This is a genomic window from Microterricola viridarii (assembly GCF_900104895.1).
Taxonomy (GTDB): Bacteria; Actinomycetota; Actinomycetes; order Actinomycetales; family Microbacteriaceae; genus Microterricola; species Microterricola viridarii.
Genome location: NZ_LT629742.1, coordinates 536,513 through 560,020 on the forward strand (window position 1 = coordinate 536,513; position 23,508 = coordinate 560,020).

The following is a 23,508-nucleotide window of genomic DNA, read 5'->3' on the forward strand; positions in this document are numbered from 1 at the left end:
CGAAATCTCCATCATCGCGCTCTACTCGGCCATGGCCGTGTACGCGCTGGCATTCATTGCGTTCTCGATCGACCTCGCCAAGCGCTCGGCGGTCGTGGGCGCGGTGCAGGATGCCGCGGCCGAGGCCGCCGCAGGCGCTGCCTCCGGCGCTGCAGTCGCGGGCACCGCGGCGCAGAACGCGGCAGGCGGCACCGTGCTGACCGCGGAAGCCCCGGCATCCGCCGCCGCCAAGCGCGTCGGGCTCGGCAGTGTCGACTACGGCCGCTCGCCCGCGCTGCGCGTCGGCATGGCGCTGACCGTGGTGGGCTGGCTGCTGCACCTCTCCGCCACCGTGCTGCGCGGCGTCGCCGCCGAGCGCGTGCCGTGGGCCAACATGTACGAGTTCGCGATGACCGGCACGCTGGTCATGGTGACGGTGTTCCTGATCGTCAACATCAAGTTCGACCTGCGCTTCCTCGGCACCTTCGTCACCGGCATGGTCGTCATCCTGCTCGGCCTGGCGACCGTCAACTTCTACGTCAGCGTCGTGCCGCTGCCGCCGTCGCTGCAGTCGGCCTGGCTCGTCATCCACGTCTTCGTCGCGACCTCCAGCATGGGCTTCATGGCGCTCGGCTTCGGCCTCTCGGTGGTGCAGCTGATGCAGACCCGCCGCGTCGCCCAGCCGCTCGAGAAGCGCTCGCGCGGCCTGCGCTTCCTCGACACGCTGGCCCCGGCCGACAAACTGGAGAGCCTCGCCTACCGCGTGAACATCGTCGGCTTCATCCTCTGGACGTTCACCCTGATGGCCGGCTCTGTCTGGGCCGAGGCGGCCTGGGGCCGCTACTGGGGCTGGGACACCAAGGAAGTCTGGACCTTCATCATCTGGGTCATCTACGCCGGCTACATCCACGCCCGCGCGACCCGCGGCTGGCGCGGCTCCCGCTCGGCCTGGCTGTCGATCATCGGCTTCTCGGCGATCCTGTTCAACTACACGATCGTCAACCTCTTCTTCAAGGGGCTGCACGCCTACTCGGGCCTGTAAGCCGCCGGCTGCTCTCACGCCACTTGCGCATAGTCTGCGCCAGCTCAGCTGGCGCGGACTCGGCGCAAGTGGCGTGTTTGCGTGGGCGGCGGAGGTGGCGCGTGTGCGCGGGCGGGGCGGCCTGCGGTGGGCGGGCTACAGGGCGCGCTCGCGCTCGAGCACGGTGTAGGCGCGGGCGATGCGGGCGATCCACCAGTCGCGGCGGGCTGGAGCCGCGGCGTACCGGCCGAGCAGGGCCGCGTCGGGCTGTACCCGGCGGACGGCGATGGAGCCGCCGTCGGCGAGCAGGGGGTCCGTCGTGACGTCGGCGGCGAGCAGCGAGGCCGTGCCCAGCCCACAGTCGTATTCCAAATCGGGAATGCTCGCGGCGAGGGAGGCGCCCATGCTCAGGCCGATCGAGGTGTCCAGGGCACTGGAGACCACGACGGGCAGGCCGACCTGCTGCACGATGTCGAGGGCACGGCGGATGCCGCCGAGCGGCTGCGCCTTGATCACGATCAGGTCTGCGGCGCCCGCGGCGGCCACGGCGAGCGGGTCGCTAGCCCGGCGCACGCTCTCGTCGGCGGCGATCGGGATGCCCATGTAGGCCGTGCGGCGGCGGATCTCGGCGAGCTCCTCCACGCTGGCGCAGGGCTGCTCGGCGTACTCCAGGTCGAACTCGGCCAGGGCGTGCAGGGCGTGCTCGGCCTCGTCGACGTTCCAGCCGCCGTTCGCGTCGATGCGCACCCGTCCCTCGGGGCCGAGCGCCTCGCGGGTCGCCCGCACGCGGGCCACGTCGTCGGCGAGCGTCTGGTCGCTGGCCGCCACCTTGACCTTGGCGGTGCGGCATCCGGGGAAGCGGGCCAGCACCTCGGGCACCTGTTCGGCCGCGATGCCCGGGATCGTGGCGTTCACGGGGATCCGCTCGCGGAGCGGGGCCGGGGTCGCCCGCCAGCCGAAGTCGATCGCGGCGCGCAGCCAGTTCGCCGCCTCGGCGTCGTCGTACTCGACGAACGGCGAGAACTCGGTCCAGCCCTCCGGGCCCTCGAACAGTGCCGCCTCGCGCACGGTGATGCCGCGGAACTTGGTCACCATCGGCAGGGTGACCACCCGCGCGTGGGTGAGAATCTCGGCGAGCTCCGGCAGCGGCGACTGGGTCATGTGCCCAGTCTGGCACCGCGGTCATAGGCTGGGAGCATGACTGCCCAGGTTTCCGAGATCTTCGACGCGAGCCAGTGGAGCGAGGTGCCCGGATTCGAGGCGCTCAGCGACATCACCTACCACCAGAGCCTCGACGGCCGGGTGGCGCGCGTCGCCTTCAACCGGCCCGAGGTGCGCAACGCGTTCCGGCCGCGCACCGTCGACGAGCTCTACGCCGCGCTGGAGGACGCCCGGGTCAACCCGCGCATCGGCGTCGTGCTGCTGACCGGCAACGGGCCGAGCCCGAAGGACGGCGGCTGGGCGTTCTGCTCCGGCGGCGACCAGCGCATCCGCGGCCGCGACGGCTACAAGTACGCCGAGGGTGAGACGGCATCCGGCATCGACGCCGCCCGCTCTGGCCGCCTGCACATCCTCGAGGTGCAGCGATTGATCCGCTTCATGCCCAAGGTCGTCATCGCCGTGGTCCCCGGTTGGGCGGCCGGCGGCGGGCACTCGCTGCACGTCGTGTGCGACCTCACCATCGCCAGCGAGGAGCACGGCAAGTTCAAGCAGACGGATGCCGACGTCGGCAGCTTCGACGCCGGCTATGGCAGCGCGTACTTCGCCCGCCAGATCGGGCAGAAGAACGCCCGCGAGGTGTTCTTCCTGGCCCGCGAGTACTCGGCGCAGCGCGCCTACGAGATGGGCGCGGTGAACGCCGTCGTGCCGCACGCCGAGCTTGAGGCCGTCGCGCTCGAGTGGGCGCAGGAGATTCTCACCAAGTCGCCGACCGCGATCCGCATGCTGAAGTTCGCATTCAACGCGGTTGACGACGGACTGGTCGGCCAGCAGGTCTTCGCCGGCGAGGCCACCCGGTTGGCCTACGGCACAGACGAGGCCGTCGAGGGCCGCGACTCCTTCCTGGAGAAGCGCGAACCCGACTGGTCGCCGTACCCCTGGCAGTTCTAGGCCGCATGATGACCAGGCCCCTCCGGGTGATGGACGGCGCGGCGGCGCACGCCGTGCTGCTGGCGCTGCGCGCGGCGCTCTCCGGCGACGGCCCCGCCGTGCTGCCCGCGGCGGCGCCGCTGGGCGAGGCCGTCGAAACCCGCGTGCCGCGCCGGGTCGCCTTGGTGATCGAGACGTCCGGCTCCACCGGCACCCCGAAGCGGGTCGCGCTCAGCACCGACGCGCTGCTGGCCTCGGCGGCGGCCTCCGCGGCTGCCCTCGGCGGCGCCGGCCAGTGGCTGCTGGCCCTGCCGACGCACTACATCGCCGGTGCGCAGGTGCTGGTGCGCTCCATCGTCGCCGAGACCGAGCCCGTGATCCTGCCCGCCGGGCACTTCGACCCGCTCGTCTTCGCCGAGCACGCCGCCCGGATGGACGCCCCGCTGCGCTTCGTCTCGCTGGTGCCGGTGCAGCTGGCCCGGGTGGTCGAGGCGGCCGAGGCCGACACCGTTGTGCTCGCAGCCGCGCGCCGCTTCGACCGGATCTTGGTCGGCGGCCAGGCCACGCCGCCCGCACTGATCGCTCGCGCCGAGGCGCTCGGCCTCCGCGTGACGCGCACCTACGGCTCCTCCGAGACGGCCGGCGGCTGCGTCTACAACGGTGTGCCGCTGCACGGCACCCGGCTGCACCTCGAGGGTGTACCGGGCGACGGCGGGCTGATCGAGCTCGGCGGACCGATGCTGGCCGAGGGCTACCTGGCCGCGGACGGCAGCCTGGACGCCGAGCGGACGGCATCCGCCTTCACCGAGCACCACGGCGACCGCCGCTACCGCACCGGCGACCTCGGTGAGCTGGTCGACGGGCGGCTGCGCGTGCTCGGCCGCTCCGACAACGTCATCATCAGCGGGGGAGAGAAGGTCTCGCTCGAGGCCGTCGAGCGTGTGCTGCACGGCCAGCGCGGCTTCGAGTCCGCCGTCGCCGTCGCCCTGGCCGACCCGGTGTGGGGGCAGGCGATCGTCGTGGCCAGGGCGGATGCCGCCGACACCGGCGACGGCGCCGACCTCGAGCGCGTGCGTGCGGCCGTGGCAGCCGCCCTCGGCCCCGCGGCCCGGCCGCGCGCCCTGCACACCGTCGCCGAACTGCCGCAGCTGCCGTCCGGCAAACTCGATCGCGCCGCACTCGCCCGGCTGATCGCAGCGGATGGTGCGCGAACCCGGGATTAGCATGGGGGTGTGGCAGCATCCTCCCGGCCCTCGAGGCCCAAGCAACAGCGAATGAATCCGGCAGCGACGGGACGACCCGGCGCAGGGAAAAACGGAGCAGGCAAGAACGGCGGCAAGACGCCGGCCCGGGCGCAGGGCGCGACGGCCGGTGACTGGGTCTCCGGGGCCCGGCTCCGCACGCTGCCGCTGGCCATCGCGCCGGTCGCGCTCGGCACCGGGGCGGCCGTCGTCGCCAACGGCAACGGGCACTGGGAACCCGTGCTCGCGGTGCTCTGCCTCGTCGTCGCCCTCTGCCTGCAGATCGCCGTGAACTACGCCAACGACTACTCCGACGGCATCCGCGGCACCGACGACCACCGCATCGGCCCGGCCCGGCTGACCGGCTCCGGGGCGGCCGCCGCCAAGCAGGTGCTCGTGGTGTCCTTCGCTTTCTTCGGCCTCGCCGCGCTCTCCGGCCTCGCGATCGTGCTCATCACCCAGCAGTGGTGGTTGCTCGCCGTGGGCGCCGCCGCCATCGCCGCCGCCTGGTTCTATACCGGCGGCAAGCACCCCTACGGCTACTACGGCCTCGGCGAGGTCTTCGTCTTCGTCTTCTTCGGCCTCGTCGCCACCTGCGGCACCACCTGGGTGCAGGCCGGCGCCATCAACACCGAGAGCTGGCTCAGCGGCATCGCGATCGGGCTCATCGCCTGCGCGGTGCTGATGGTCAACAACCTGCGCGACGTCGCCCCGGACACTGCCGCCGGCAAGCGCACCCTCGCCGTGCTCGTCGGGCCGCGCGCCGGCAAGGTGCTGTTCTGCGTGTTCCTGTTCGTGCCGTTCGCGATCGCCGGCTTCTTCGCGCTGTTCTACCCGCTCGCCTGGCTGACGTTCTTCGTGCTGCTGCTGGCCCTGCCGGCTGGCATCATCGCCGCGACGGCGAAGACGGCGCCCGAGCTGATCCTGGCGCTCAAGCTCACCAGCTTCACGGCGCTCGGCTACGGCCTGGCGCTCGGGGCCGCATTCGCCTTCTAGGCGCCCCCGGTTCCACGCAAAAAACAGGAGGAGAGCCCGGCCGGCCGCACATGCGGCCCGGTGGGGCTCTCCTCCTGTTTTTCTGAAGCGGATGCTGCGGCGCGGGCACCGCGCTGCAGCTAGCTCTGGCGCGACTCGGGGGTTGCGGGGGTCTCGGCGGCCGGGGCGGCGGGGGCCTCGTCGAGCGCATCGAGAACGGCATCCTCGACCTCGTCGTCCTCGCGGACGGGCGCCTTCTCGGCGTGACGCACCTCGTAAAGCTCGCGGGCGACGCTCTCACGCGGCTTGCGGAAGAAGATGAACGAGACGCACAGGCCGATCACGGCGGCCAGCACGGTGGCGATCCACGGGTTCACCTGAATGAACAGCAGCACGATCAACGGCACAAAGAAGGCCAGCAGCCGTACGACGGTAAAGGTGATCCAGGAGCGCTTATTCACCCTTTCAGTGTAGGCGAGAGCCGCTGGACGCCTGCCGGGCAGACCGCCAGCTTGCTCCCACACTTCGCGGCCTAGACTGGGGGCATGACCCGCCTGCTGTTTGGACTCGCAGTCGCGGCCGTGGTGCTCACGGTGTACGCGCTCGTCGACGCCGCGCTTTTCGACCGCAGCCGCATCAGGGGCCTTCCCCGCTTCGCCTGGATTCTGGCCATCCTCTTCGTGCCCGTGATCGGCGCCCTGCTCTGGTTCGTCGTCGGACGCGGCCGCCGAGGCTCCTCGCCGCGCGGCCCCCGCACCGTGGCCCCGGACGACGACCTCGAGTTCCTCGGCCAGCTCGGCCGAGACGCCCAGCAGGAGCAGCGCATCCGCAGGCTCGAGCAGGAGCTCTCCGACCTCGACGGCGGCACGCCCCGCCCCGGCACACCGAACGCGGGCCCCCGGCCCGGCACCACCCCCGGCACCGGCCCCGGCGCCGCAACCCCGGGCGGCAACGACGAGACTGGCGACGCCCCCGGCCCCTCCGGCTCGCGGGATGCCTGAGCGCACCGAATCTGGGCTTCAGCCGGCACTGAGCGCCGCCGAGCCCGCGGGCAGCGGCAGCCCGGCCACTGACTTCGCCTGGGCGTTGCTCACCGAGCTGGTGCGCCGAGGCGTGCGCCACCTGGTTGTCAGCCCCGGCTCGCGCTCGCAGGCGCTGGCGCTGGCCGCCGCAGAGCTGGAGCGCCTCGGCGCCGTGCAGCTGCATGTGCGGATCGACGAGCGCAGCGCCGGCTTCACGGCCCTCGGCATCGGCGTCGAGTCCGGGGTGCCCGCCGCAGTGATCACCACCTCCGGCAGCGCGCCGGCCCATCTGCATCCCGCCGTGCTCGAGGCCCACCACGGCCGGGTGCCGCTGCTGGTGCTGAGCGCCGACCGGCCGCACGAACTCCGCGGCATCCGCGCCAACCAGACCACCCTGCAGGATGGGCTGTTCGGGCCCGCCGCGCGCCTGGCGGCAGACCTCGACGCCCCCGACGAGGCGACGGATGCCGGCACCGCCGCCGCCCTCGCGGCGCGCGCCTTCGAGTTCGCGGTTGGCACGCCGGAGCCCGGTCCCGTGCACCTCAACCTGGCGCTGCGCGAGCCGCTCTCCGCGCCAATCCCGCCCGCCGCGCTCGACCGGTTCCGGGCCGAGCTGGACGCCGAGACCGCCCGCGCGGCGCTGCCGGCCGCGGCATCCGCCCTGCCGGCGGGCGACCCGGTCGCCGAGCCGACGCACATCGAGCGGCGCATCGGCACCGTCGTCGTCGCCGGGGCCGGCGCCGGCCCGGAGGCCGAGGCGTTCGCCCGCGCCGGGCACTGGCCGCTGCTCGCCGAGGTGTCCAGCGGCTCCCGCTTCGGCCCGAACCTCGTCGTCGCCGCCCGCGAACTGCTCGGCTCGCCCGAGTGGGCGCCGGAGTTCGGCGAGCAGGTCGACCGCGTCATCGTCTTCGGCCACCCGACGCTCAGCCGCGAGGTGCCGGCCCTGATCGCCCGGCCCGGCGTCGAGACCGTCGTCGTCGACCCCGTCGGCCGCGAGTGGTTCAACCCGTCGCGCTCCGCCCAGCGCGCATTCGCCGTGCACACCGACGACGGCGCCGCCAGTGCCGAGGAGCGCCGCTGGGTCGGCCGCTGGGTGCACGCCAGCCGGAGCATCCGAGACGCGGCCGAGAGCCCGGCCGGCTCCGCCGCGACGGCCGACGCGGATGCCGCCGCCGCGCCGCTGCGCAGTGGGGTCGCCCTCGGCGGCCACGTCGAGAATTTCGCGGCGCAGCGCGAGTACGTCGCCACCGAGTTTCGCGCGATCCGGGCTCCGCTCACCCGCAGCAGCCTCATGCAGGCCGTCTGGGCGGCCAGCTGGCCCATGGACCGGCTCGTCTTCGGCGCCAGCCGGCTCATCCGCGAGGCCGATCGCGTCGTGCCGGGCAAGAAGATCCCCGTGCACGCCAACCGCGGCCTCGCCGGCATCGACGGCACCATCGCCACCGCGATCGGCATCGCCCTGGCCGCGCCGGAGGGCGCGGGCCTGGTGCGCGTCGTGCTCGGCGACCTCGCCGCCCTGCACGACGTCTCCTCGCTCTTCCTCGGGGTGGGGGAGGAACGCCCCCGGCTGCAGCTGATCATCGGCAACGACGGCGGCGGCACCATCTTCGACTCCCTCGAGGTGGCCCAGCGCGCACCCGTGGACGCCTTCGACCGGGTGCAGTACACGCCGCAGGACACCGACTTCGCCGCCGTCGCGGCATCCGCAGGGTGGGCGCACACCCGCGTGACCACCCGCGGCGGCCTGAGCGAGGCGCTCACCGCGGCCGTCACCGGCCCGACGATCATCGAGGTTCCGCTGCCCCGCTGACCGTGCCGCCCTAGCGGCGGGCACCGGCACGCGGCAAGATGGCCCTACGCAACCGAGGGGAGCCATCGTGGGCCATGCAGCAGAGAGCATCTGGGACGCGGAGCCGGGCGAGAGCCTGCGGGTGGGCCCCGGCTTCGTGCTGGCCGACGTCGACACCGACTCGGCCCCCGGCTACCGCGGCGACAAGCAGAGCGCCGGCGATGACCTCGCAGCGGGCGCTGCCGAGTTCGACCAACTGCAGGAGATGTTCTTCGCGAACAGCCGACTCGGCGATGAGCGCAAGATCCTGCTCGTGCTGCAGGCGATGGACACCGCTGGCAAGGGCGGGATCCTCCGCCATGTCATCGGCGCCGTCGACCCGCAGGGCGTGCAGATCACCGCCTTCAAGAAGCCGACGGACGAGGAGCTCGCCCACGATTTCCTCTGGCGCATCCGCCCGCACGCACCAGGGGCCGGGATGATCGGCGTCTTTGACCGCTCGCACTACGAGGACGTGCTGATCGGACGGGTGCGCGAGCTCGCCCCGGCCGCCGAGATCGAGCGCCGCTACGACGCGATCAACGCCTTCGAGCGGCAGCTCGTCGACGAGGGCACCACCGTCATCAAGGTGATGCTGCACCTCGGCGCCGACGAGCAGAAGAAGCGGCTGCAGGATCGGCTCGCCCGCCCGGAGAAGCATTGGAAGTTCAACCCGGGCGACATCGATGAGCGCCTGCTGTGGCCGAAGTACCGGGAGGCGTACCAGGTCATGTTCGACCGGACGTCAACGCAGGATGCCCCCTGGTATGTGATCCCGGCAGACAAGAAGTGGTACGCCCGGCTCGCCGTGCAATCGCTGCTGATGGATGCCTTGCGCGGCATGAACTTGAGCTGGCCGGTCGCGGACTTCGACGTCGAGCACGAGAAGAAGCGACTCGCCGCGTCCTAACCGGCATAAGCGGTTACGGATCGGGCTTGATCTCAACCTCGGTTGAGGCATCGGCGGCACCGAGCTGCGCTTCGTGCCGTTCGGCGCGGGCGCCGCCACACATCCCGTCAACCACCTGGCGATCACCGTGCCGCGCAACCAGTTCGCCGCGGCGCGGCACTGGCTCCTGGAACGCACAGCCGTCATCGAGCTGGACGGCGAGAGCGGGTTCGCGCTGGGGGAGCCGTGGCACTCCGTCTACTTCCTCGGCCCCGACGGCATCATCCTCGAGTTCATCGCCAGGCACGGTCTGCCGAACGACAAGGTCGAGCCGTTCGGGGCTCGGTGCGACGGTGGCCGCCCGAGCGTGACCGCCCGAGCGTGACTGACCGGGAGTGGCCGCGCCGGCTAGAGCAGGGCGTCGACCATCGGGCGGAACTTCATCCGGGACTCGGCGAGCTCCTGCTCCGGCTGCGACTCCGCGACGATGCCGCAACCGGCATATGCGCGGATGCCGCCGTCGGCGTCGATCTGGGCACAGCGCAGCGCGATCGCCCACTCGCCGTCGCCGGCCGCATCCACCCAGCCGACGGGCCCGGCGTAGCGGCCACGGTCGAACGGCTCCAGCTCGTCGATCAGGGCGAGCGCGACATCCGTCGGCGTGCCAGCGACGGCGGCCGTCGGGTGCAGGGCGGCGATCAGGTCGAGCGAGGTCGAGCCGTCGCTCAGCGTGCCCTCGATATCGGTGGCCAGGTGCCAGAGGTTCGGCAGCTTGAGCGTGAACGGCACCTCGTCGGCGGCGACGTGGGTGGCGTGCGGGCGCAACGTGGCCAGCAGGCTCTGCACGGCGAACTCGTGCTCGTCGTTGTCCTTCTCCGAGGTGGCGAGGGCCACGGCCGCGGCCTGGTCGGAGGCCGGGTCGGGGCCGCGGGAGATCGTGCCGGCCAGCACGCGCGCGCTCAGATCGCCGTGGTGCGCACGGATCAGCGTCTCCGGGCTGGATCCGACGAGGCCGTCGACGGCGTAGGTCCAGCAGTCCGGGTAGCCGGCGGCCAGCACCCGCAGCACCCGGCGCAGGTCAGCGCCGGGCGGCAGCTGGCCGACGAGGTCGCGGGCGAGCACCACCTTGCCCACCTCGTGCCGGTTGATGCGCTCGATCGCCTCGCCCACCAGCTCCAGGTAGCCCTGCGCGTCAAGGGAGCCGGGGCTGAGCGTGACCGAGTACTCGGCCCCGAACGCCCGTGCGGCGGGCAGCTCGGTCGGCGGCGCGGGCGTCGACGCGGCCGCGGCATCCGCCGTGCCCACCCGGGTGACCCAGCAGGCACCGTCGCGCTTGCCGACGATGAGCTCGGGCACTATCAGCACGCTGCTCTGGCCGGAGAACGCCGAGAAGGCGAAGGCGCCGAAGGCGAGCAGGCCGGAGCCGGGCACGCCGAGCGGGTCGATGACGCTGGCCCGGTCGACGATGGTGCGCCAGGCGGCCGCCGCGTCGGCGAAGCGGCTCGGTCCGTGAAACTCGAGGCGCAGGATCTCCCCGATGCCGGCGAGACCGTCGCCGCGGCGCTGCCAGAGCAACGGGTCGCGCGCATCGACGAGGGCGGCCAGCTCGGCCAGGTCGTCGACGGGTCCGGGCAACGGCGAGGTCTCCACGTGCAGAACGGGCAGGCGAGCATCCGAAACAGTCACCGCACCAGACTACGGGCCTGCGTGCTGGGCGATGCCCGGTAACTCTCAGGGAGAACCCTCCATGCTCGATACACTTGAGTACGTGACCAAAGCAGACCTGAGCAAGCGCCCGGCGCAAGTTGCCGCCATGTTCGACGAGGTCGCCGAGGGATACGACCGCACGAATGCCGTCTTGAGCATGGGCAACGCCACACTGTGGCGGGTCGCAACCACCAAGGCGGTCGGTCCCAAGCGCGGCGAACGCATCCTCGACATGGCCGCAGGAACGGGCACCTCCAGCGCCAGCCTCGCCGCCAGCGGCGCGCACGTCGTTGCCGGAGACTTCTCGCCCGGCATGATCGAGGTCGGCCGCAAGCGCCAGGCGCACATGTCGAACATCGAGTTCGTCGAGGCGGATGCCACGGCCCTGCCCTTTGCCGACAACGAGTTCGACGCCGTCACGATCAGCTTCGGCCTGCGCAACGTCGTCGAGCCGGAGAAGGCCCTGGCCGAGTTCTACCGGGTCACCAAGCCCGGCGGCCGCGTCGTCATCTGCGAGTTCTCCACCCCTCCCGTCGGCTTCGTGCGCTGGGGCTATGGCTGCTACCAGCGCTACGTCATGCCCACCCTGGTCAAGCTGGCCAGCACCAACGACGCCGCCTACGACTACCTCAACGAGTCGATCCGCGAGTGGCCGGACCAGCGCACGCTCGCCTCGTGGCTGCGCCGCGCCGGGTTCACCGGCGTCGAGTTCCGCAACCTCACCCTCGGCGTCGTCGCCCTGCACCGCGGCGTGAAGCCGCTCGCCGCCGCAGATGCCGCGCAGGAGGCCCCGGCCGTCGAGGCTGTGCCCGCCGCAGCCCCGGCCGCCGAGACGAAGGCCGCCGAGCAGGCGACTGCCAAGCCAGCTGCCGCTAAGCCCGCTGCCGCGAAGCCCGCACCCGCGAAGGCTACCGCCGCCAAGCCGGCCGCTGTGAAGCCGGCTGCCGCGAAGCCCGCACCGGCGAAGCCCGCCGCTGCCAAGCCCGCACCGGCGAAGCCGAGCACGGCCAAGCCCCGCACCCCCGAAACTCCTCCCGCGTCGCCCCCCGAGACCGCGGCATCCTAAACACATCGCAATCGTTAGGCTGTAACAGTGAAACCGAGTGTCCCCGTTGTGCGTCGCGGCAGTGCCCTTGCATCGCAGCTCGGTCTCAGTGACCGCATCCTTGCGACATCCGCCGACCGCAGTCTCGCCAAATCGATCGACGCCGGCCTCGACCGGGTCGAGGAGGGCCTGCTGCGCGAGGTCCGGTTCGCCGACGCGATCGCCGACGTCACCACCCGCTACCTGCTGAACGCCGGCGGCAAGCGGGTGCGCCCGATGCTGACGCTGCTCACCGCGCACCTCGGCGACGGCGTCACCGACGAGGTCATCACGGCGGCCCAGGCCATCGAGATCACCCACCTCGCCTCGCTCTACCACGACGACGTCATGGACGACGCTGACAAGCGCCGCGGCGTGCCCAGCGCGCAGACCGTCTGGGGCAACTCCGTCGCGATCCTCGCGGGCGACCTGCTGTTCGCCCGCGCCAGCCAGCTCATGGCCGGCCTCGGCGAGGGCGCCATCCGCCTGCAGGCCGACACCTTCGAGCGCCTCGTCCTCGGGCAGCTGCATGAGACCGTCGGCCCGAACCCCGAAGACGACCCGGTCGAGCACTACATCAACGTCCTCGCCGACAAGACCGGCTCGCTCATCGCCGCCGCCGCCCAGGCAGGCATCATCTTCTCGAATGCGCCGAGCGCGTTCGAGCGGCCCATCGTCGAGTTCGGCGAGCGCATCGGCGTCGCCTTCCAGCTCATCGACGATGTCATCGACCTCTCGCAGCAGCCGGAGGAGACCGGCAAGGTGCCCGGCACCGACCTGCACGCCGGCGTCGTCACCCTGCCGCTGCTGCGCCTGCGCGAGCTGGCACTGACGGATGCCGGGGCAGCCGACCTGCTCGCGCGCCTCCAGGAGCACGTGCTCGGCACCCCGCTGCCCGCCGCGGACGGCGACCCGGCTCTCCGCGCCGCGGCCGTCGCACAGAGCGCCGCCCTCGTCGACGAGCTGCGCGAGCACGCCGTCACCGCATCCACCCTGGCCGAGGCGCACAGCTGGGCGCGCAACGCCGTGGCCGCGCTGGCCCCGCTGCCCGACGGCAGCGTCAAGAAAGCACTGACCCGTTTTGCAGACACCATCGTCGAGCGTTCCAGTTAGCTCAAGTGAGGACGAACCCATGACCAAGCTTCGCCTGGCCATCGTAGGAGCCGGCCCCGCCGGCATCTACGCCGCCGACATCCTATTGAAGGCCGAGAAGTCCTTCGACGTGTCGATCGACCTGTTCGACGCCCTGCCCGCGCCGTACGGCCTCGTCCGCTACGGCGTCGCGCCGGACCACCCCCGCATCAAGGGCATCATCAACGCGCTGCGCGAGGTGCTCGACCGCGGCGACATCCGCATCTTCGGCAACGTCAAGTTCGGCGAGGACATCACGCTCGAAGACCTGAAGCGGCACTACAACGCCGTCATCTTCGCCACCGGCGCCGTCAAGGACGCCGACCTGAGCATCCCCGGCATCGAGCTGGAGGGCAGCTACGGCGCCGCCGAGTTCGTCAGCTGGTTCGACGGCCACCCCGACTTCCCGCGCGAGTGGCCGCTGGAGGCCCGCGAGGTCGCCGTCATCGGCAACGGCAACGTCGCCCTCGACGTGTCGCGCATCCTGGCCAAGCACGCCGACGACCTGCTCGTCACCGAGATCCCCGACAACGTCTACGCCGGCCTCAAGGAGTCTCCGGTCACCGACGTGCACGTGTTCGGACGCCGCGGCCCGACCTCGGTCAAGTTCACCCCGCTCGAGCTGCGCGAGCTCGGCGAACTGCGCGACGTCGACATGATCGTCTACGACGAGGACTTCGACTACGACGACGCGGCCCGCGCTGCCGTCGCCGGCAACAAGCAGGTCTTCGTCATCGACAAGGTGCTGAACCAGTGGCGCCAGCGCGAGGTCGGCCAGGCCAGCCGCCGCCTGCACCTGCACTTCTTCGCCAAGCCGCTCGAGGTGCTCGACGACGGCAACGGCCACGTCGGCGGCTTCCGCTTCGAGCGCACCGCGCCCGACGGCGAAGGCGGCGTCGTGGGCACCGGCGAGATCCGCGAGATCCCGATTCAGGCCATCTACCGCGCCGTCGGCTACTTCGGATCGCCGCTGCCCGGCGTGCCGTTCGACAAGAAGCGCGGCGTCATCCCCAACCGGGAGGGCCAGGTGCTGGTCAAGGACCCGGATACCGGCCACAGCCAGCAGATGTACGGCGTCTACGCCACCGGCTGGATCAAGCGCGGCCCCGTCGGCCTGATCGGGCACACCAAGTCCGACGCCATGGAGACGGTGCGCCACCTGATCAACGACCTCGGCAACTGGTGGACCCCCGAGCAGCCCGACGAGGAGAGCGTCGTCAAGATGCTCGACGAGCGCGGCATCCGCTACACCGACCTCGACGGCTGGCACAACCTCGACGAGCACGAGAAGGCTCTCGGCGAGGCGCAGGGCCGGACCCGCATCAAGGTCGTGCCGCGCGAGGAGATGGTCGACATCTCGACCGGCACCGAGGCCGCCGCGCAGGCCTAGGCCGCCTCGCCCCGACTGCAGGACAGAGTGCCCAGGCACGGACGATCCCCAGGATCTCGTCTGGATCTGGGCACTCTTTCCTTTCTCGGCGGCGGCGGATGCCGGGGCACTAGGGTGGGCCCGTGACCGATTCGCGCAAGGCCGAGCAGTGGGTGCCCGACGTGCTGGGCGGCAACTTCGAGCAGCTGACGCTGCCGCTGAAGCCCGATGCGGAGGGCGAGGTCGTGGCGACGCTCGTGCGCTACACCGCCATGCGCCCGCTGGACCTGCGCACGCTACCGGCCGACGGCGCGGATGTGCTCTACGTGCACGGCTGGTCGGACTACTTCTTCCAGACCCACCTCGCCGAGTACTGGCGCAGCATGGGGGCGCGCTTCTACGCGCTCGACCTGCGCAAGTACGGGCGCAGCCTGATGCCCCACCAGACGCCCGGCTTCGTCGACGAGCTGAGCATCTACGACGAGGACATCGAGGCGGCGTTGGAGGCCATGGGGCACGGGGCGGTCAAGCCCGGGCCCAGGGTGCACGTCGACAAGCGGCGGCCGCTGATCCTGATGGGGCACTCCACCGGGGGCCTCACGCTCAGCCTCTGGGCGGCGCGGCACCACGGCCGGGCGCAGGCGCTCGTGCTGAACAGCCCCTGGTTGGAGTTCCAGGCGCGCGGCATCGGCCGCGAGGTGATCGCCCCGGCCGTCGTCCTCGGCGCGAAGGTGGCCCCGCTGGCGCCGCTGCCGACCGTCGACCTCGGCTTCTACACGCGCACCGTCTCCAAGGACCTCGATGGCGAGTGGGTCTACAACAAGCAGTGGCGCCCGCAACGCGGCTTCCCCATCCACCCGGCCTGGCTGAAGGCCGTGCTGCGCGGACACGGCACCGTCGCAGCGGGCATCGACGTCGGAGTCCCTGTGCTCTCCATGATGTCGACGCGCTCGACCATCTCACTGGTCTGGTCGCCGGCGATGCTCACCAGCGACAGCGTGCTCGTCGTCGACGACATCGCGGTGCGCTCGCTCCGGCTCGGCCCGAGCGTGACGGTGGAACGGCTGGACGACGCGATCCACGACGTGATCCTCTCGTCCAAGCCCGTGCGCGAGGCTGCGTTCGCCGCCATGACCCGCTGGCTGCGCGGCTACCTGCCGCGCTGACATCCGCCCTCCGCGCCCTAGGCGCGGGCGAAGGGGCCCGTGAGGGCCGACCACTGCAGAAGCATGATGGTCTTGGCGTCGACGATGTCGGTGCCGATCATGGCGAGGGCCTCGTCGATGCCGAGCTCGAGCGCCTCGATGTCCTCGCCCTCCTCCTGCAGGCCGCCGCCGGCGCCGGAGCGCGTGCCCTCGTCGTAGGGCGCCGCGAAGAAGTGCAGCCGCTCGGTGACCGAGCCGGGGCTCATGAACACGTCGAACACGTGCTCGACCGGGCCGATGGTGTGCCCGGTCTCCTCCTCGGCCTCGCGCCGGATCGCCTGCTCCGGGGCGTCGTCGTCGAGCAGGCCGGCGGCCACCTCGATGAGGTTGCCGTCCGGATGCCCGTTCACGTAGGCGGGGAAGCGGAACTGGCGGCTCAGCAGCACGGTGCGCCTGGCCACGTTGTAGAGCAGGATGCAGGCTCCGTCGCCGCGGTCGTAGGTTTCGCGCTCCTCGACGGAGACGTGGCCGTCGCTGTGCTGGAAGTCAAAGGTGGTGGAGCGGGTGACGAACCAGTTCGAGGTGAGCACGCGCACGTCGAGCACGTTCACGCGCGGGTTGCCGGTGAGGCCCCGCCCGGCCTGGTCGAGGCCGGTGCGACCGCGGCGGTCGGGCACGTCGAGCCCGGGAATGCCGGCCCCACCCGGGCGCTCCGCCTGATCGGCGGGCGTCGCGGGCGAGGCCGGCTCCTCGGTCATCAGCGGAAGTTGACGAACTGGAGGGCGACGTCGAGGTCCTTGCCCTTCAGCAGCGACATGGTCTCCTGCAGGTCGTCGCGGCTCTTGGAGGAGACCCGGAGCTCGTCGCCCTGGATCTGGCTCTTGACGCTCTTGGGCGCCTCGTCGCGGATGATCTTGTTGATCTTCTTCGCGTTCTCCGAGTCGATGCCGGCCTTCAGCGAGGTCTCGATGCGGTACTCCTTGCCGGAGGCGAAGGGCTCGCCGGCGTCCAGGCTGCGCAGCGAGATGCCGCGCTTGATCAGCTTGGCCTCGTAGACCTCGAGGATCGCCTTGGCGCGCTCCTCGCTGTTCGCCTTGATGAGGACCTTCTCGCCGCTCTGCTCGATCGAGGCGCCGACGTTCTTGAAGTCGTAGCGCTGGGCAACTTCCTTCTGGGCCTGGTGCAGGGCGTTCTCGCCCTCCATCGGGTCGACCTTGGAGACGATGTCAAAAGTGGAATCAGCCATGCCTCGATGTTAGCCCGCGGCGCGCTTTCGCGGGCGGGGCAAGGCGGCCGTGCGGCTACGCCGGGGGCGGCGTGGCGGTGCTGGAGCGCACCACCAGGTCGAACGGCAGCGCCACCGAGGGCTGCACGGGGTAGTTCCGCTCGGGGTGCAGCTCCTCCATCAGCATCTGCACCGCCTTCTCGCCCTGGGCCCGCGGGTACTGCGCCACCGTGCTCAGCCCGAAGAAGTCGGCGAGGTCGTGGTCGTCGATGCCGATGATCGAGACGTCCCGTGGCACGCTCAACCCGAGGTCCTTCGCGGCGAGGATCGCGCCGATCGCCATCTCGTCGCTGGCCGCGTAGATCGCGCTCGGCCGGCCGTGCGGGCTGCCGAGCAGCTGCTTCGCCGCCTGGTAGCCGCCCTGGATCGTGAAGTCGGCCGGGCGGAACAGGGCGGGGTCGACGGGCAGGCCGGCATCCACCAGGGCGCTCTCATAGCCGACGCGGCGGCTGGACGGCAGGTGGAAGTCGACGTCGAGTTCGAGCACGCCGCCGATGTGGCCGATGCGGCGGTGGCCGAGGGCGATCAGGTGCTCGGTGGCCAGGCGGGCCACGGCGGCGTCGTCGACGGCGAGGGTGCGGACGCCGGGGATCGGCCCGCCGACGCCGACGAGCGGCTTTTTCAGCCGGTGCAGCCGGGCGACCTCGTCGCCGGTCAGCTCGAGCGAGATGGCGATGACGGCGTCGACCCGCTGGCGCAGCAGGAAGTGCTCGAACACGCTCTGCCGCTCGCTGCCGTTGCCGGCCAGGTTGTAGAGGGTGACGTCGTAGCCGTCGCGCAGCAGGGCCTGCTGGGCGCCCTCGAGCACGGTGGAGAAGAACCAGCGGTTGAGGAACGGCACCACGACACCGATGTTGCGGGTGCGGCCGGAGGCCAGGCTCGACGCGTTCGAGGAGACGACGTAGCCGAGCGCGTCGGCGGCCAGCTCGACCTTGAGCTTGGTCGGCTCGGAGACGGAGCCGTTCCCGCTCAGCGCGCGCGAGACGGTGGCGGTCGAGACACCGGCGAGCTTCGCCACCTCTTCGATGCCGGCCATGCTGCGGCCACCTTCCGTTGTGCCTGCGGGATACGCCTGAAGTCTAGCGAGGAGGCCCCGTCGCGGTGCCGCCGGGCCGCCCGCGCGCCGTCGGTGGGGCGGGCGCCACGGCATCCGAAACGCCCGGGTTTCCACTCGCTGTTTCCTCAATTTCACGAGATGGCCGTTGATACGTATGATTGTGGAGCGTCTTCGGTCAGGTGGATACATATGGTCGGGTGCGCACTGGCGAGTTACCCAAGCGGCCAAAGGGATCTGACTGTAAATCAGACTGCTCAGCATTCGGGGGTTCGAATCCCTCACTCGCCACAGGCAAAACCCCGGAATCACTGAGATTCCGGGGTTTTTTCGTTCTCGGATGCCGGGGCTACTCGCTGAGCGGCGGCGAGTACTTCAGCACGAAGGCGAGCGCCTCGTCGGCCACCTCGCGCCAGCCGGAGTCGATGGTGAGCGAGTGCCCGCGGCCCGGGATCGTCACGAGCTCGGTTACCCCCGGGTTCTTCGACTGCAGCTCGTAGCTGGCGTGGACGATGGCCGGCGGCACCGTGTTGTCCTTCTCGCCGGAGATGAGCAGCAGCGGCCCGCGCGCATCCGCCTTGGTGTCGACCTTCGTCTCGGCGAAGGGGTTGAGGTTGGCCGTGGCCGCCTGGAACAGCGGGACGCCGGAGGCGGGCACGTGGTAGGTCTCGTAGAGCTCGCGCGCCTCCGCCTCGTCGAGGTTGTTCGCCCAGCCAAAGGTGAACTCCTCGAAGGTGAGCGCGACGGCACGGTTGACGTTCGCCGGGTTCCGCAGCACCGGGAACGCCGACTTGAGCGAGGAGCGCGGCAGCGTCAGCACGCCCTGGAACGGGGCGTTGTCGATGGACACCGTCGAGGAGGCTGCCCCCTCGCCGGCGATCTTCTGCGCGATCAGCCCGCCGAAGGAGTGGCCGATGACAACCGGCTGCTGGGTGAGCGCCGAGATCGCCTCCAGGTAGTGCTCTGTCACCTGCTTGACCATCTTCTTCGCGAAGACCTCCGGGTCCTTCCTCGCCGCCTCGACGCTGTCCGGGTCGTCCGGCCAGCCCGGCGCCAGGGTGACGTAGCCGTTGTCCTCGAACAGCTCCCGCCACTTCTGCCAGCTGCTGGAGAGCAGCCAGAGTCCGTGGATGAACACCACTGGTCGGGCCTCCGACTCATTGGCGCGTGCGACTTCGAGCTGTTCCGATTCGGTCAAGCTGCTCACGGTGGACCTCTTCCTCGGGCGCAGTGCCCGTGATGCCGGATGGGCGGCTCCGCCCGGCACGATGTTACGCCGCGCCACGACCCCTGAACAGGGGGCGTAGCATTCACGGGTTTTCGAGCGGCCTCACAGCGCGCTGCGGGGCCGCTCTGCGAAACTTGACTCCACCCACGGCGCGCAGAGGAGTTGGATCGACATGATGGCTCCGACAGCGCGCTCGGTGGAGACGCGGGAGCGCATCCTCGCGGTGGCCGCAGAGGAGTTCGCAGACCGGGGTTACGCCGGCACGTCGATCGGCGGCATCGCCGAGCGGGCCGGCGTCGGCAAGGGCCTGGTGCAGTACCACTTCAAGGCCAAGGTCGACATCGCCGTCACGCTTGTGCAGTCCACGTTCGCGCAGGCCCCGTTCGCCAACGTGGTCACCGTCGACCCGCCGCCGCGTGGGGTCGCCGCGATCGTCGCCTCGATCCGCGCCGTCTCCCGGGCCTTCCGCGACAACGTCCGCGTGCGGGCCGCCGTGCGCCTCGTGCGCGAGTACGACATCATCCCCGTCGTCTTCCCCACGCCCTACGTCGGCTGGATGGCCGTGATGGCGCAGTGCCTGCGCGATGCGACGGATGCCGGCGACATCCCGCCCGGCCTCGACTTCGAGACGGAGGGCTGGCACCTGGTCGCCACCTTCACGGGGGTGCAGGAGACCTCGCAGCGGCTCACCCAGCGCGAGGACCTGCCCGAGCGAATCGAGGAGATGCTGCAGCGCCAACTGCGCCTGCTCGGCGTCATCGACCCGCAGAGGTTTCTGTGAGCCGCATCTGGCGCTGTACACAAAATATAGTACGATCGTACTAAGGGACACGCTCGGCCGGGGGACGCGAGCTGGTGCCGGCGGCACAGGGGGGAACAGTCGCCGGTGCCCCCTTGCTCCCCGCGCAGCTTCGCCGCCGTGCTGCCTCAGGCCGGCCAGCCCTCCCGCGCGAGCAGGGTGATCGTGCGTGCCAGCCAGGCCTCGTAGTCGGCCTGACTCCAGCCGGACTCCCGCACCAGTTGCCCGTAGCTCTCCGGTGACACGAGAAAGGACAGCGCCTCGGCCAGGCGCGCTGGCGGAACGCTGGCCGCCACCATGCCGCGCTCGGTCAGCACGGCGACGAGCGTGTGGAAGTCGGCGCGGCGTCGCTGCTGCAGAGCGGCGAGCTCCTCGGCGACGACCGAGTCGGACGAGGCGGCGGCGAGGAATGCGGCCCAGAGCCGGCTGCTGCGCCGGTTGGCCTCGGCCACGAAGTGCACGATCCCGCGGAGGTAGTCGGCGTCATCCGCCGTCTCGGTGATGGCGGCGATGGGCTCGTGGTCGGCGAGCGAGTCGCGCCCCTCGCGGCCGGCGAAGCTCTGCTCGAAGGCGGCCAGCAGCAGGTCGCGCTTGGGGCCGTTCAGCTTCACGGTCTCCACGGAGACGCCCGCGGCCCTCGCGATGTCGGCGAGCGAGGTGCCGCCGTAGCCGGTGGCCGAGAAGCACTCGGCTGCGGCCTCGAGGATGCGGCGTCGCGTCTCGGCTGCCTGGCCGGCGCGCAGGGAGGAGTTGTAGCTGCGCGTGGCGGGCGGGGCAATCTCATCCGACATATTGACTGGCCTCCCAAGGTAGTGAATACTTCTGCGGTACAAACAATTCTAGTGCGCACACCAGTCGGGTCTGGCGGGTGCCCATCTTCCCCATCTCTGAGAGACGCGTCATGACCTCCTACTTGATCTGCAGCACCCCCGTCCACGGCCACGTCACGCCGTTGCTCGCCGTCTCGCGCCACCTGGTGGCGCGGGGGCACCGAGTGCGCTTCCTGACCGGCGCCCGCTACCGCGACGCCGTGACCGCCACCGGCGCCGAGCACCTGCAGCTGCCGGCGGAGGCCGACTACGACGACACCAACATGGATGCCGCGTTCCCCGGACGGGTCGGCAAGAGCGGCGTGCCCGGCATCCGCTGGGATATCAGCAACATCTTCTTGAAGCCGGCGCCCGCCCAGATCCGAGCCGTCGATGAGGCGGTGCTCGCCGAGCCGACCGACGCCATCCTGGTGGAGAGCATGTTCATCGGCTCGATGGGGCTGCTGGCCCGCCCCCGGGCGGAGCGCCCCGCCATCGTCAGCCTGGGCATCATCCCGCTCGGGCTGGGCAGCGTCGACACGGCGCCATTCGGCCTCGGCATCCTGCCCAAGCCCGGCCTCGCCGGCCGCCTGCGCAACGCCGCGCTCCGGGTGGTCACCGAGAAGTTCATCTTCGGCGGGCTGCAGAAGGAGGCCGCGGCGATGATCCTCGCCACGACGGGCCGCCCGCTCGACGTCTTCTTCATGAGCGGCGCCTCGCAGGCCGACGCGATCGTGCAGTTCACCGTCGCCGACTTCGAGTACCCGCGCCGCGAGCTGCCCGAGACCGTTCACTTCGTCGGGCCCGTCTCGCGCACCACCCCGAGCGTGACGCCGCTGCCGGCGTGGTGGGGCGAGCTCGACGGCTCCCGCCCCGTCGTGCACGTGAGCCAGGGCACCGTGGCGAACAAGGACTACGAGGAGCTCATCGCGCCCGCCATGCGCGGGCTGGCCGGAGAGGACGTGCTGGTGCTGGTGAGCACCGGCGGGCGCCCGGTCGAGAGTCTGCCGCAGCCGCTGCCCGCCAACGTGCGCGCCGCCGAGTATCTGCCCTACGACGCGCTGCTGCCGCTCACCGACGTGTTCGTCAGCAACGGCGGCTACGGCGGGGTGCACTACGCGCTCGAGCACGGGGTGCCGCTCGTGGTCGCCGGCACCACCGAGGACAAACTTGAGGTGAACGCCCGCGTGGAGTGGGCGGGCGTCGGCGTGAACCTGCGCAGCCACAAGCCGGCGCCGGATGCCGTCGCAGCCGCCGTGCGCACGGTGCTGGTCGACCCGGGCTACGCCGCGCGCAGCCGGGCGATTGGCGCGCAGATCACCGCGTCCAGTGGGTTGGCCGGGCTCGAGGAGGTCGTGCAGACGCTGACCGCCCAGGCCGCCGTGCGCCGGTAGGCCCGGGCGCTCGCCGGCCGGGTGGCCGGGTGGCCGGGCGGCTGGGCAGCTAGGCCGTCTGGCTCGTCGGGGGAGCCTCGGAGGCGAGGATCTCGGCCGCGTTGCTGTCGATCCACGACATCAGCGGCAACAGGTGCGCGCTGAGCTCCCGACCACGGGCGGTGAGACTGTAGTCGACCCGCGGCGGGATCACCGCCTGCGCCTCGCGCAGCACGAAGCCGTCGCGCTCGAGGGTGCGCAGCGTCTGCGCCAGCATCTTCTCGCTGATGCCCTCGATGCCGCGGCGGAGCTCGCCCCAGCGGTGCGACTCGCGCGAGAGCGCCAGCAGCACGAGCACGCCCCACTTGCTCGTGACATGGTCGAGAACGGTCCGGCTCGGGCACGCCGCCGGGAAGATTCCCTCGGTCGTTCCCGGGATTGCCTGCAGCTGCACATTTCTTACCGTCACGTATGTACCTTACCAAAAGGTGGGTACCTGCGGATGGGAAGTATCCCGGACCGATGCCGGTTGTACCGGGAAGCGGCCGGAGCGGCCGCGGATCTCGCCGCCCGTCTGGGCGGGCTCGAAAGGAAGACCATGACCCTCGTCATCACCGGAGCAACAGGCCAGCTCGGCACCCTCGTCATCGACGCGCTGCTCGAGCGCGGCGTTCCCGCCGCGAACATCGTCGGCACGGGCCGCAACGAGCAGCGCCTGGCCGCACTGGGCGCGCGCGGCATCCGCACCGCCGTCGCCGACTACAGCGACGGGGCCGCACTCGAGCGGGCCTTCGCCGGCGCCGAGGCGGTGTTGCTCATCTCCGGCAGCGAGGTCGGCCAGAGGGTCGCCCAGCACGCCACCGTGATCGACGCGGCCAAGACGGCCGGCGTCGCGCGCCTCGTCTACACCAGCGCCCCGCACGCCACCACGTCCGCGCTGATCCTGGCCCCCGAGCACAAGGCGACGGAGGAGCTCATCGCGGCGTCCGGCATCCCGGCAACGATCCTGCGCAACGGCTGGTACACCGAGAACTACGCCGGCGCACTCGACCAGGCCGCCAGCGGCGAGATCGTGGCCAGCGTCGGCGACGGCCTCGTCGCGAGCGCCAGCCGCGCGGACTACGCCGAGGCCGCCGCGATTGCGCTGGCCGACCCGAGCCACGTCGGCCAGGTCTACGAGCTGAGCGGCGACGTCGCATGGACGCACGCCGAGCTCGCCGCCGTTGCCGCCGAGCTGCTCGGGCACTCCGTCGCCTACCGCAGCCTCACCCCGGAGCAGCACCTGGCCGCCCTGGAGCAGGCCGGGCTCGACGCCGGAACGGCCGGCTTCGTCGTCGCGCTGGACGGCAACATCCGCGACGGCCTGCTTGCCGAGACGAACGGCGAGCTCGCCCGGCTGCTCGGCCGACCGACCACCCCGCTGCGCGACGGCCTCGCGGCCGGGCGTGAGACGCTCGCCGCCTAGCATCCGCCCGGCCCGC

Annotated in this window: 23 protein-coding genes, 1 tRNA gene and 1 pseudogene; 16 read left to right on the forward strand and 9 right to left on the reverse strand. The window is 71.3% G+C overall.

The window, feature by feature from the left end; all coding sequences use genetic code 11:
* Positions 1–31 precede the first annotated feature (31 nt).
* Positions 32–1,021, forward strand: a complete 990-nt coding sequence (ccsB, locus tag BLT62_RS02520; protein ID WP_083365265.1) for a c-type cytochrome biogenesis protein CcsB — start codon at positions 32–34, stop codon at positions 1,019–1,021.
* A gap of 135 nt (positions 1,022–1,156) precedes the next feature.
* Here the strand turns inward: ccsB and BLT62_RS02525 are convergent, their stop codons facing one another.
* Positions 1,157–2,161, reverse strand: coding sequence for an o-succinylbenzoate synthase (locus tag BLT62_RS02525; RefSeq protein WP_083362644.1), 1,005 nt, complete (start codon positions 2,159–2,161; stop codon positions 1,157–1,159).
* Between the two features lie 36 nt (positions 2,162–2,197).
* Here BLT62_RS02525 and BLT62_RS02530 point away from each other — a divergent pair, with 36 nt between their 5' ends.
* The 3 genes from BLT62_RS02530 to BLT62_RS02540 are packed head-to-tail and all read left to right on the forward strand — an operon-like array spanning position 2,198 to position 5,325.
* The gene (locus tag BLT62_RS02530; protein WP_083362645.1) at positions 2,198–3,109 is read left to right on the forward strand and encodes a 1,4-dihydroxy-2-naphthoyl-CoA synthase; all 912 of its coding nucleotides are present in this window, start codon (positions 2,198–2,200) and stop codon (positions 3,107–3,109) included.
* 8 nt (positions 3,110–3,117) lie between these two features.
* Positions 3,118–4,311: an AMP-binding protein gene (locus tag BLT62_RS02535; protein WP_083365266.1), complete on the forward strand. Its 1,194-nt coding sequence runs from the start codon at positions 3,118–3,120 to the stop codon at positions 4,309–4,311.
* Between the two features lie 51 nt (positions 4,312–4,362).
* Positions 4,363–5,325: a 1,4-dihydroxy-2-naphthoate polyprenyltransferase gene (locus BLT62_RS02540; protein ID WP_083362646.1), complete on the forward strand. Its 963-nt coding sequence runs from the start codon at positions 4,363–4,365 to the stop codon at positions 5,323–5,325.
* A gap of 119 nt (positions 5,326–5,444) precedes the next feature.
* Here the strand turns inward: BLT62_RS02540 and BLT62_RS02545 are convergent, their stop codons facing one another.
* Positions 5,445–5,765: a DUF4229 domain-containing protein gene (locus BLT62_RS02545; RefSeq protein WP_083362647.1), complete on the reverse strand. Its 321-nt coding sequence runs from the start codon at positions 5,763–5,765 to the stop codon at positions 5,445–5,447.
* Positions 5,766–5,849: 84 nt separating this feature from the next.
* Between BLT62_RS02545 and BLT62_RS02550 the strand changes: the two genes are divergently transcribed.
* The 4 genes from BLT62_RS02550 (at position 5,850) to BLT62_RS02565 (ending at position 9,428) form a co-directional block, all read left to right on the forward strand.
* Positions 5,850–6,305, forward strand: a complete 456-nt coding sequence (locus BLT62_RS02550) for a PLD nuclease N-terminal domain-containing protein (protein WP_083362648.1) — start codon at positions 5,850–5,852, stop codon at positions 6,303–6,305.
* The gene (gene menD / locus BLT62_RS02555; protein ID WP_083362649.1) at positions 6,298–8,136 is read left to right on the forward strand and encodes a 2-succinyl-5-enolpyruvyl-6-hydroxy-3-cyclohexene-1-carboxylic-acid synthase; all 1,839 of its coding nucleotides are present in this window, start codon (positions 6,298–6,300) and stop codon (positions 8,134–8,136) included. The genes BLT62_RS02550 and menD overlap by 8 nt, the downstream gene beginning before the upstream one ends.
* Before the next feature lie 67 nt (positions 8,137–8,203).
* Entirely contained in the window at positions 8,204–9,064 is an 861-nt protein-coding gene (locus BLT62_RS02560) for a PPK2 family polyphosphate kinase (protein WP_156786218.1), read from the forward strand.
* A gap of 73 nt (positions 9,065–9,137) precedes the next feature.
* Entirely contained in the window at positions 9,138–9,428 is a 291-nt protein-coding gene (locus BLT62_RS02565; RefSeq protein WP_083362650.1) for a VOC family protein, read from the forward strand.
* 23 nt (positions 9,429–9,451) lie between these two features.
* Here BLT62_RS02565 and BLT62_RS02570 read toward each other — a convergent pair whose 3' ends face one another.
* Positions 9,452–10,729: an isochorismate synthase gene (locus tag BLT62_RS02570; RefSeq protein WP_231919313.1), complete on the reverse strand. Its 1,278-nt coding sequence runs from the start codon at positions 10,727–10,729 to the stop codon at positions 9,452–9,454.
* A gap of 82 nt (positions 10,730–10,811) precedes the next feature.
* Between BLT62_RS02570 and ubiE the strand changes: the two are divergent.
* From ubiE to BLT62_RS02590, 4 genes and pseudogenes are all read left to right on the forward strand, one after another.
* Positions 10,812–11,606, forward strand: a pseudogene (ubiE, locus tag BLT62_RS02575) (bifunctional demethylmenaquinone methyltransferase/2-methoxy-6-polyprenyl-1,4-benzoquinol methylase UbiE); the annotation flags it as partial.
* A gap of 237 nt (positions 11,607–11,843) precedes the next feature.
* The gene (locus BLT62_RS02580; protein ID WP_083362652.1) at positions 11,844–12,947 is read left to right on the forward strand and encodes a polyprenyl synthetase family protein; all 1,104 of its coding nucleotides are present in this window, start codon (positions 11,844–11,846) and stop codon (positions 12,945–12,947) included.
* Positions 12,948–12,966: 19 nt separating this feature from the next.
* A complete protein-coding gene (locus tag BLT62_RS02585) occupies positions 12,967–14,355 on the forward strand; it encodes an FAD-dependent oxidoreductase (protein WP_083362653.1) in 1,389 nt (462 codons plus the stop codon).
* Between the two features lie 122 nt (positions 14,356–14,477).
* Positions 14,478–15,500: an alpha/beta hydrolase gene (locus BLT62_RS02590; protein ID WP_083362654.1), complete on the forward strand. Its 1,023-nt coding sequence runs from the start codon at positions 14,478–14,480 to the stop codon at positions 15,498–15,500.
* A gap of 17 nt (positions 15,501–15,517) precedes the next feature.
* Here BLT62_RS02590 and BLT62_RS02595 read toward each other — a convergent pair whose 3' ends face one another.
* The 3 genes from BLT62_RS02595 to BLT62_RS02605 are packed head-to-tail and all read right to left on the reverse strand — an operon-like array spanning position 15,518 to position 17,800.
* Entirely contained in the window at positions 15,518–16,237 is a 720-nt protein-coding gene (locus BLT62_RS02595) for an NUDIX domain-containing protein (protein ID WP_083362655.1), read from the reverse strand.
* Positions 16,237–16,725 (reverse strand): YajQ family cyclic di-GMP-binding protein, encoded by a 489-nt coding sequence (locus BLT62_RS02600; RefSeq protein ID WP_083362656.1) that lies wholly within the window; start codon positions 16,723–16,725, stop codon positions 16,237–16,239. Before BLT62_RS02600 ends, BLT62_RS02595 begins: the two co-directional genes overlap by 1 nt.
* Positions 16,726–16,780: 55 nt before the next feature.
* Positions 16,781–17,800, reverse strand: coding sequence for a LacI family DNA-binding transcriptional regulator (locus tag BLT62_RS02605; protein ID WP_083362657.1), 1,020 nt, complete (start codon positions 17,798–17,800; stop codon positions 16,781–16,783).
* Between the two features lie 227 nt (positions 17,801–18,027).
* Here BLT62_RS02605 and BLT62_RS02610 point away from each other — a divergent pair.
* A tRNA-Tyr gene (locus BLT62_RS02610) sits at positions 18,028–18,109 on the forward strand.
* Between the two features lie 58 nt (positions 18,110–18,167).
* Here BLT62_RS02610 and BLT62_RS02615 read toward each other — a convergent pair.
* Positions 18,168–19,025, reverse strand: a complete 858-nt coding sequence (locus BLT62_RS02615; protein ID WP_083362658.1) for an alpha/beta hydrolase — start codon at positions 19,023–19,025, stop codon at positions 18,168–18,170.
* A 196-nt stretch (positions 19,026–19,221) separates the two neighbouring features.
* On the opposite strand from BLT62_RS02615, the gene BLT62_RS02620 reads away from it, so the two are divergent.
* Entirely contained in the window at positions 19,222–19,827 is a 606-nt protein-coding gene (locus BLT62_RS02620; RefSeq protein ID WP_172829614.1) for a TetR/AcrR family transcriptional regulator, read from the forward strand.
* Between the two features lie 146 nt (positions 19,828–19,973).
* Here the strand turns inward: BLT62_RS02620 and BLT62_RS02625 are convergent, their stop codons facing one another.
* A complete protein-coding gene (locus BLT62_RS02625) occupies positions 19,974–20,636 on the reverse strand; it encodes a TetR/AcrR family transcriptional regulator (protein WP_083362660.1) in 663 nt (220 codons plus the stop codon).
* Between the two features lie 110 nt (positions 20,637–20,746).
* Here BLT62_RS02625 and BLT62_RS02630 point away from each other — a divergent pair, with 110 nt between their 5' ends.
* Complete coding sequence (locus BLT62_RS02630; RefSeq protein WP_083362661.1) at positions 20,747–22,048, forward strand: glycosyltransferase; 1,302 nt, start codon at positions 20,747–20,749, stop codon at positions 22,046–22,048.
* A 49-nt stretch (positions 22,049–22,097) separates the two neighbouring features.
* Here the strand turns inward: BLT62_RS02630 and BLT62_RS02635 are convergent, their stop codons facing one another.
* On the reverse strand, positions 22,098–22,496 hold the full coding sequence (locus BLT62_RS02635; RefSeq protein WP_083362662.1) for a winged helix-turn-helix transcriptional regulator: 399 nt from the start codon (positions 22,494–22,496) through the stop codon (positions 22,098–22,100).
* Between the two features lie 129 nt (positions 22,497–22,625).
* Here BLT62_RS02635 and BLT62_RS02640 point away from each other — a divergent pair, with 129 nt between their 5' ends.
* Entirely contained in the window at positions 22,626–23,492 is an 867-nt protein-coding gene (locus BLT62_RS02640; protein WP_083362663.1) for an NAD(P)H-binding protein, read from the forward strand.
* The last annotated feature ends 16 nt before the right edge of the window (positions 23,493–23,508 follow it).

Bases quoted from the DNA above. Each gene is read 5' to 3' on its own strand.
- ccsB (WP_083365265.1), top strand. From the start codon at position 32: ATGGCCGTGTACGCGCTGGCATTCATTGCGTTCTCGATCGACCTCGCC.
- BLT62_RS02525 (WP_083362644.1), bottom strand. From the start codon at position 2,161: ATGACCCAGTCGCCGCTGCCGGAGCTCGCCGAGATTCTCACCCACGCG.
- BLT62_RS02530 (WP_083362645.1), top strand. From the start codon at position 2,198: ATGACTGCCCAGGTTTCCGAGATCTTCGACGCGAGCCAGTGGAGCGAG.
- BLT62_RS02535 (WP_083365266.1), top strand. From the start codon at position 3,118: ATGACCAGGCCCCTCCGGGTGATGGACGGCGCGGCGGCGCACGCCGTG.
- BLT62_RS02540 (WP_083362646.1), top strand. From the start codon at position 4,363: ATGAATCCGGCAGCGACGGGACGACCCGGCGCAGGGAAAAACGGAGCA.
- BLT62_RS02550 (WP_083362648.1), top strand. From the start codon at position 5,850: ATGACCCGCCTGCTGTTTGGACTCGCAGTCGCGGCCGTGGTGCTCACG.
- menD (WP_083362649.1), top strand. From the start codon at position 6,298: ATGCCTGAGCGCACCGAATCTGGGCTTCAGCCGGCACTGAGCGCCGCC.
- BLT62_RS02585 (WP_083362653.1), top strand. From the start codon at position 12,967: ATGACCAAGCTTCGCCTGGCCATCGTAGGAGCCGGCCCCGCCGGCATC.
- BLT62_RS02595 (WP_083362655.1), bottom strand. From the start codon at position 16,237: ATGACCGAGGAGCCGGCCTCGCCCGCGACGCCCGCCGATCAGGCGGAG.
- BLT62_RS02600 (WP_083362656.1), bottom strand. From the start codon at position 16,725: ATGGCTGATTCCACTTTTGACATCGTCTCCAAGGTCGACCCGATGGAG.
- BLT62_RS02605 (WP_083362657.1), bottom strand. From the start codon at position 17,800: ATGGCCGGCATCGAAGAGGTGGCGAAGCTCGCCGGTGTCTCGACCGCC.
- BLT62_RS02620 (WP_172829614.1), top strand. From the start codon at position 19,222: ATGGCTCCGACAGCGCGCTCGGTGGAGACGCGGGAGCGCATCCTCGCG.
- BLT62_RS02625 (WP_083362660.1), bottom strand. From the start codon at position 20,636: ATGTCGGATGAGATTGCCCCGCCCGCCACGCGCAGCTACAACTCCTCC.
- BLT62_RS02630 (WP_083362661.1), top strand. From the start codon at position 20,747: ATGACCTCCTACTTGATCTGCAGCACCCCCGTCCACGGCCACGTCACG.
- BLT62_RS02640 (WP_083362663.1), top strand. From the start codon at position 22,626: ATGACCCTCGTCATCACCGGAGCAACAGGCCAGCTCGGCACCCTCGTC.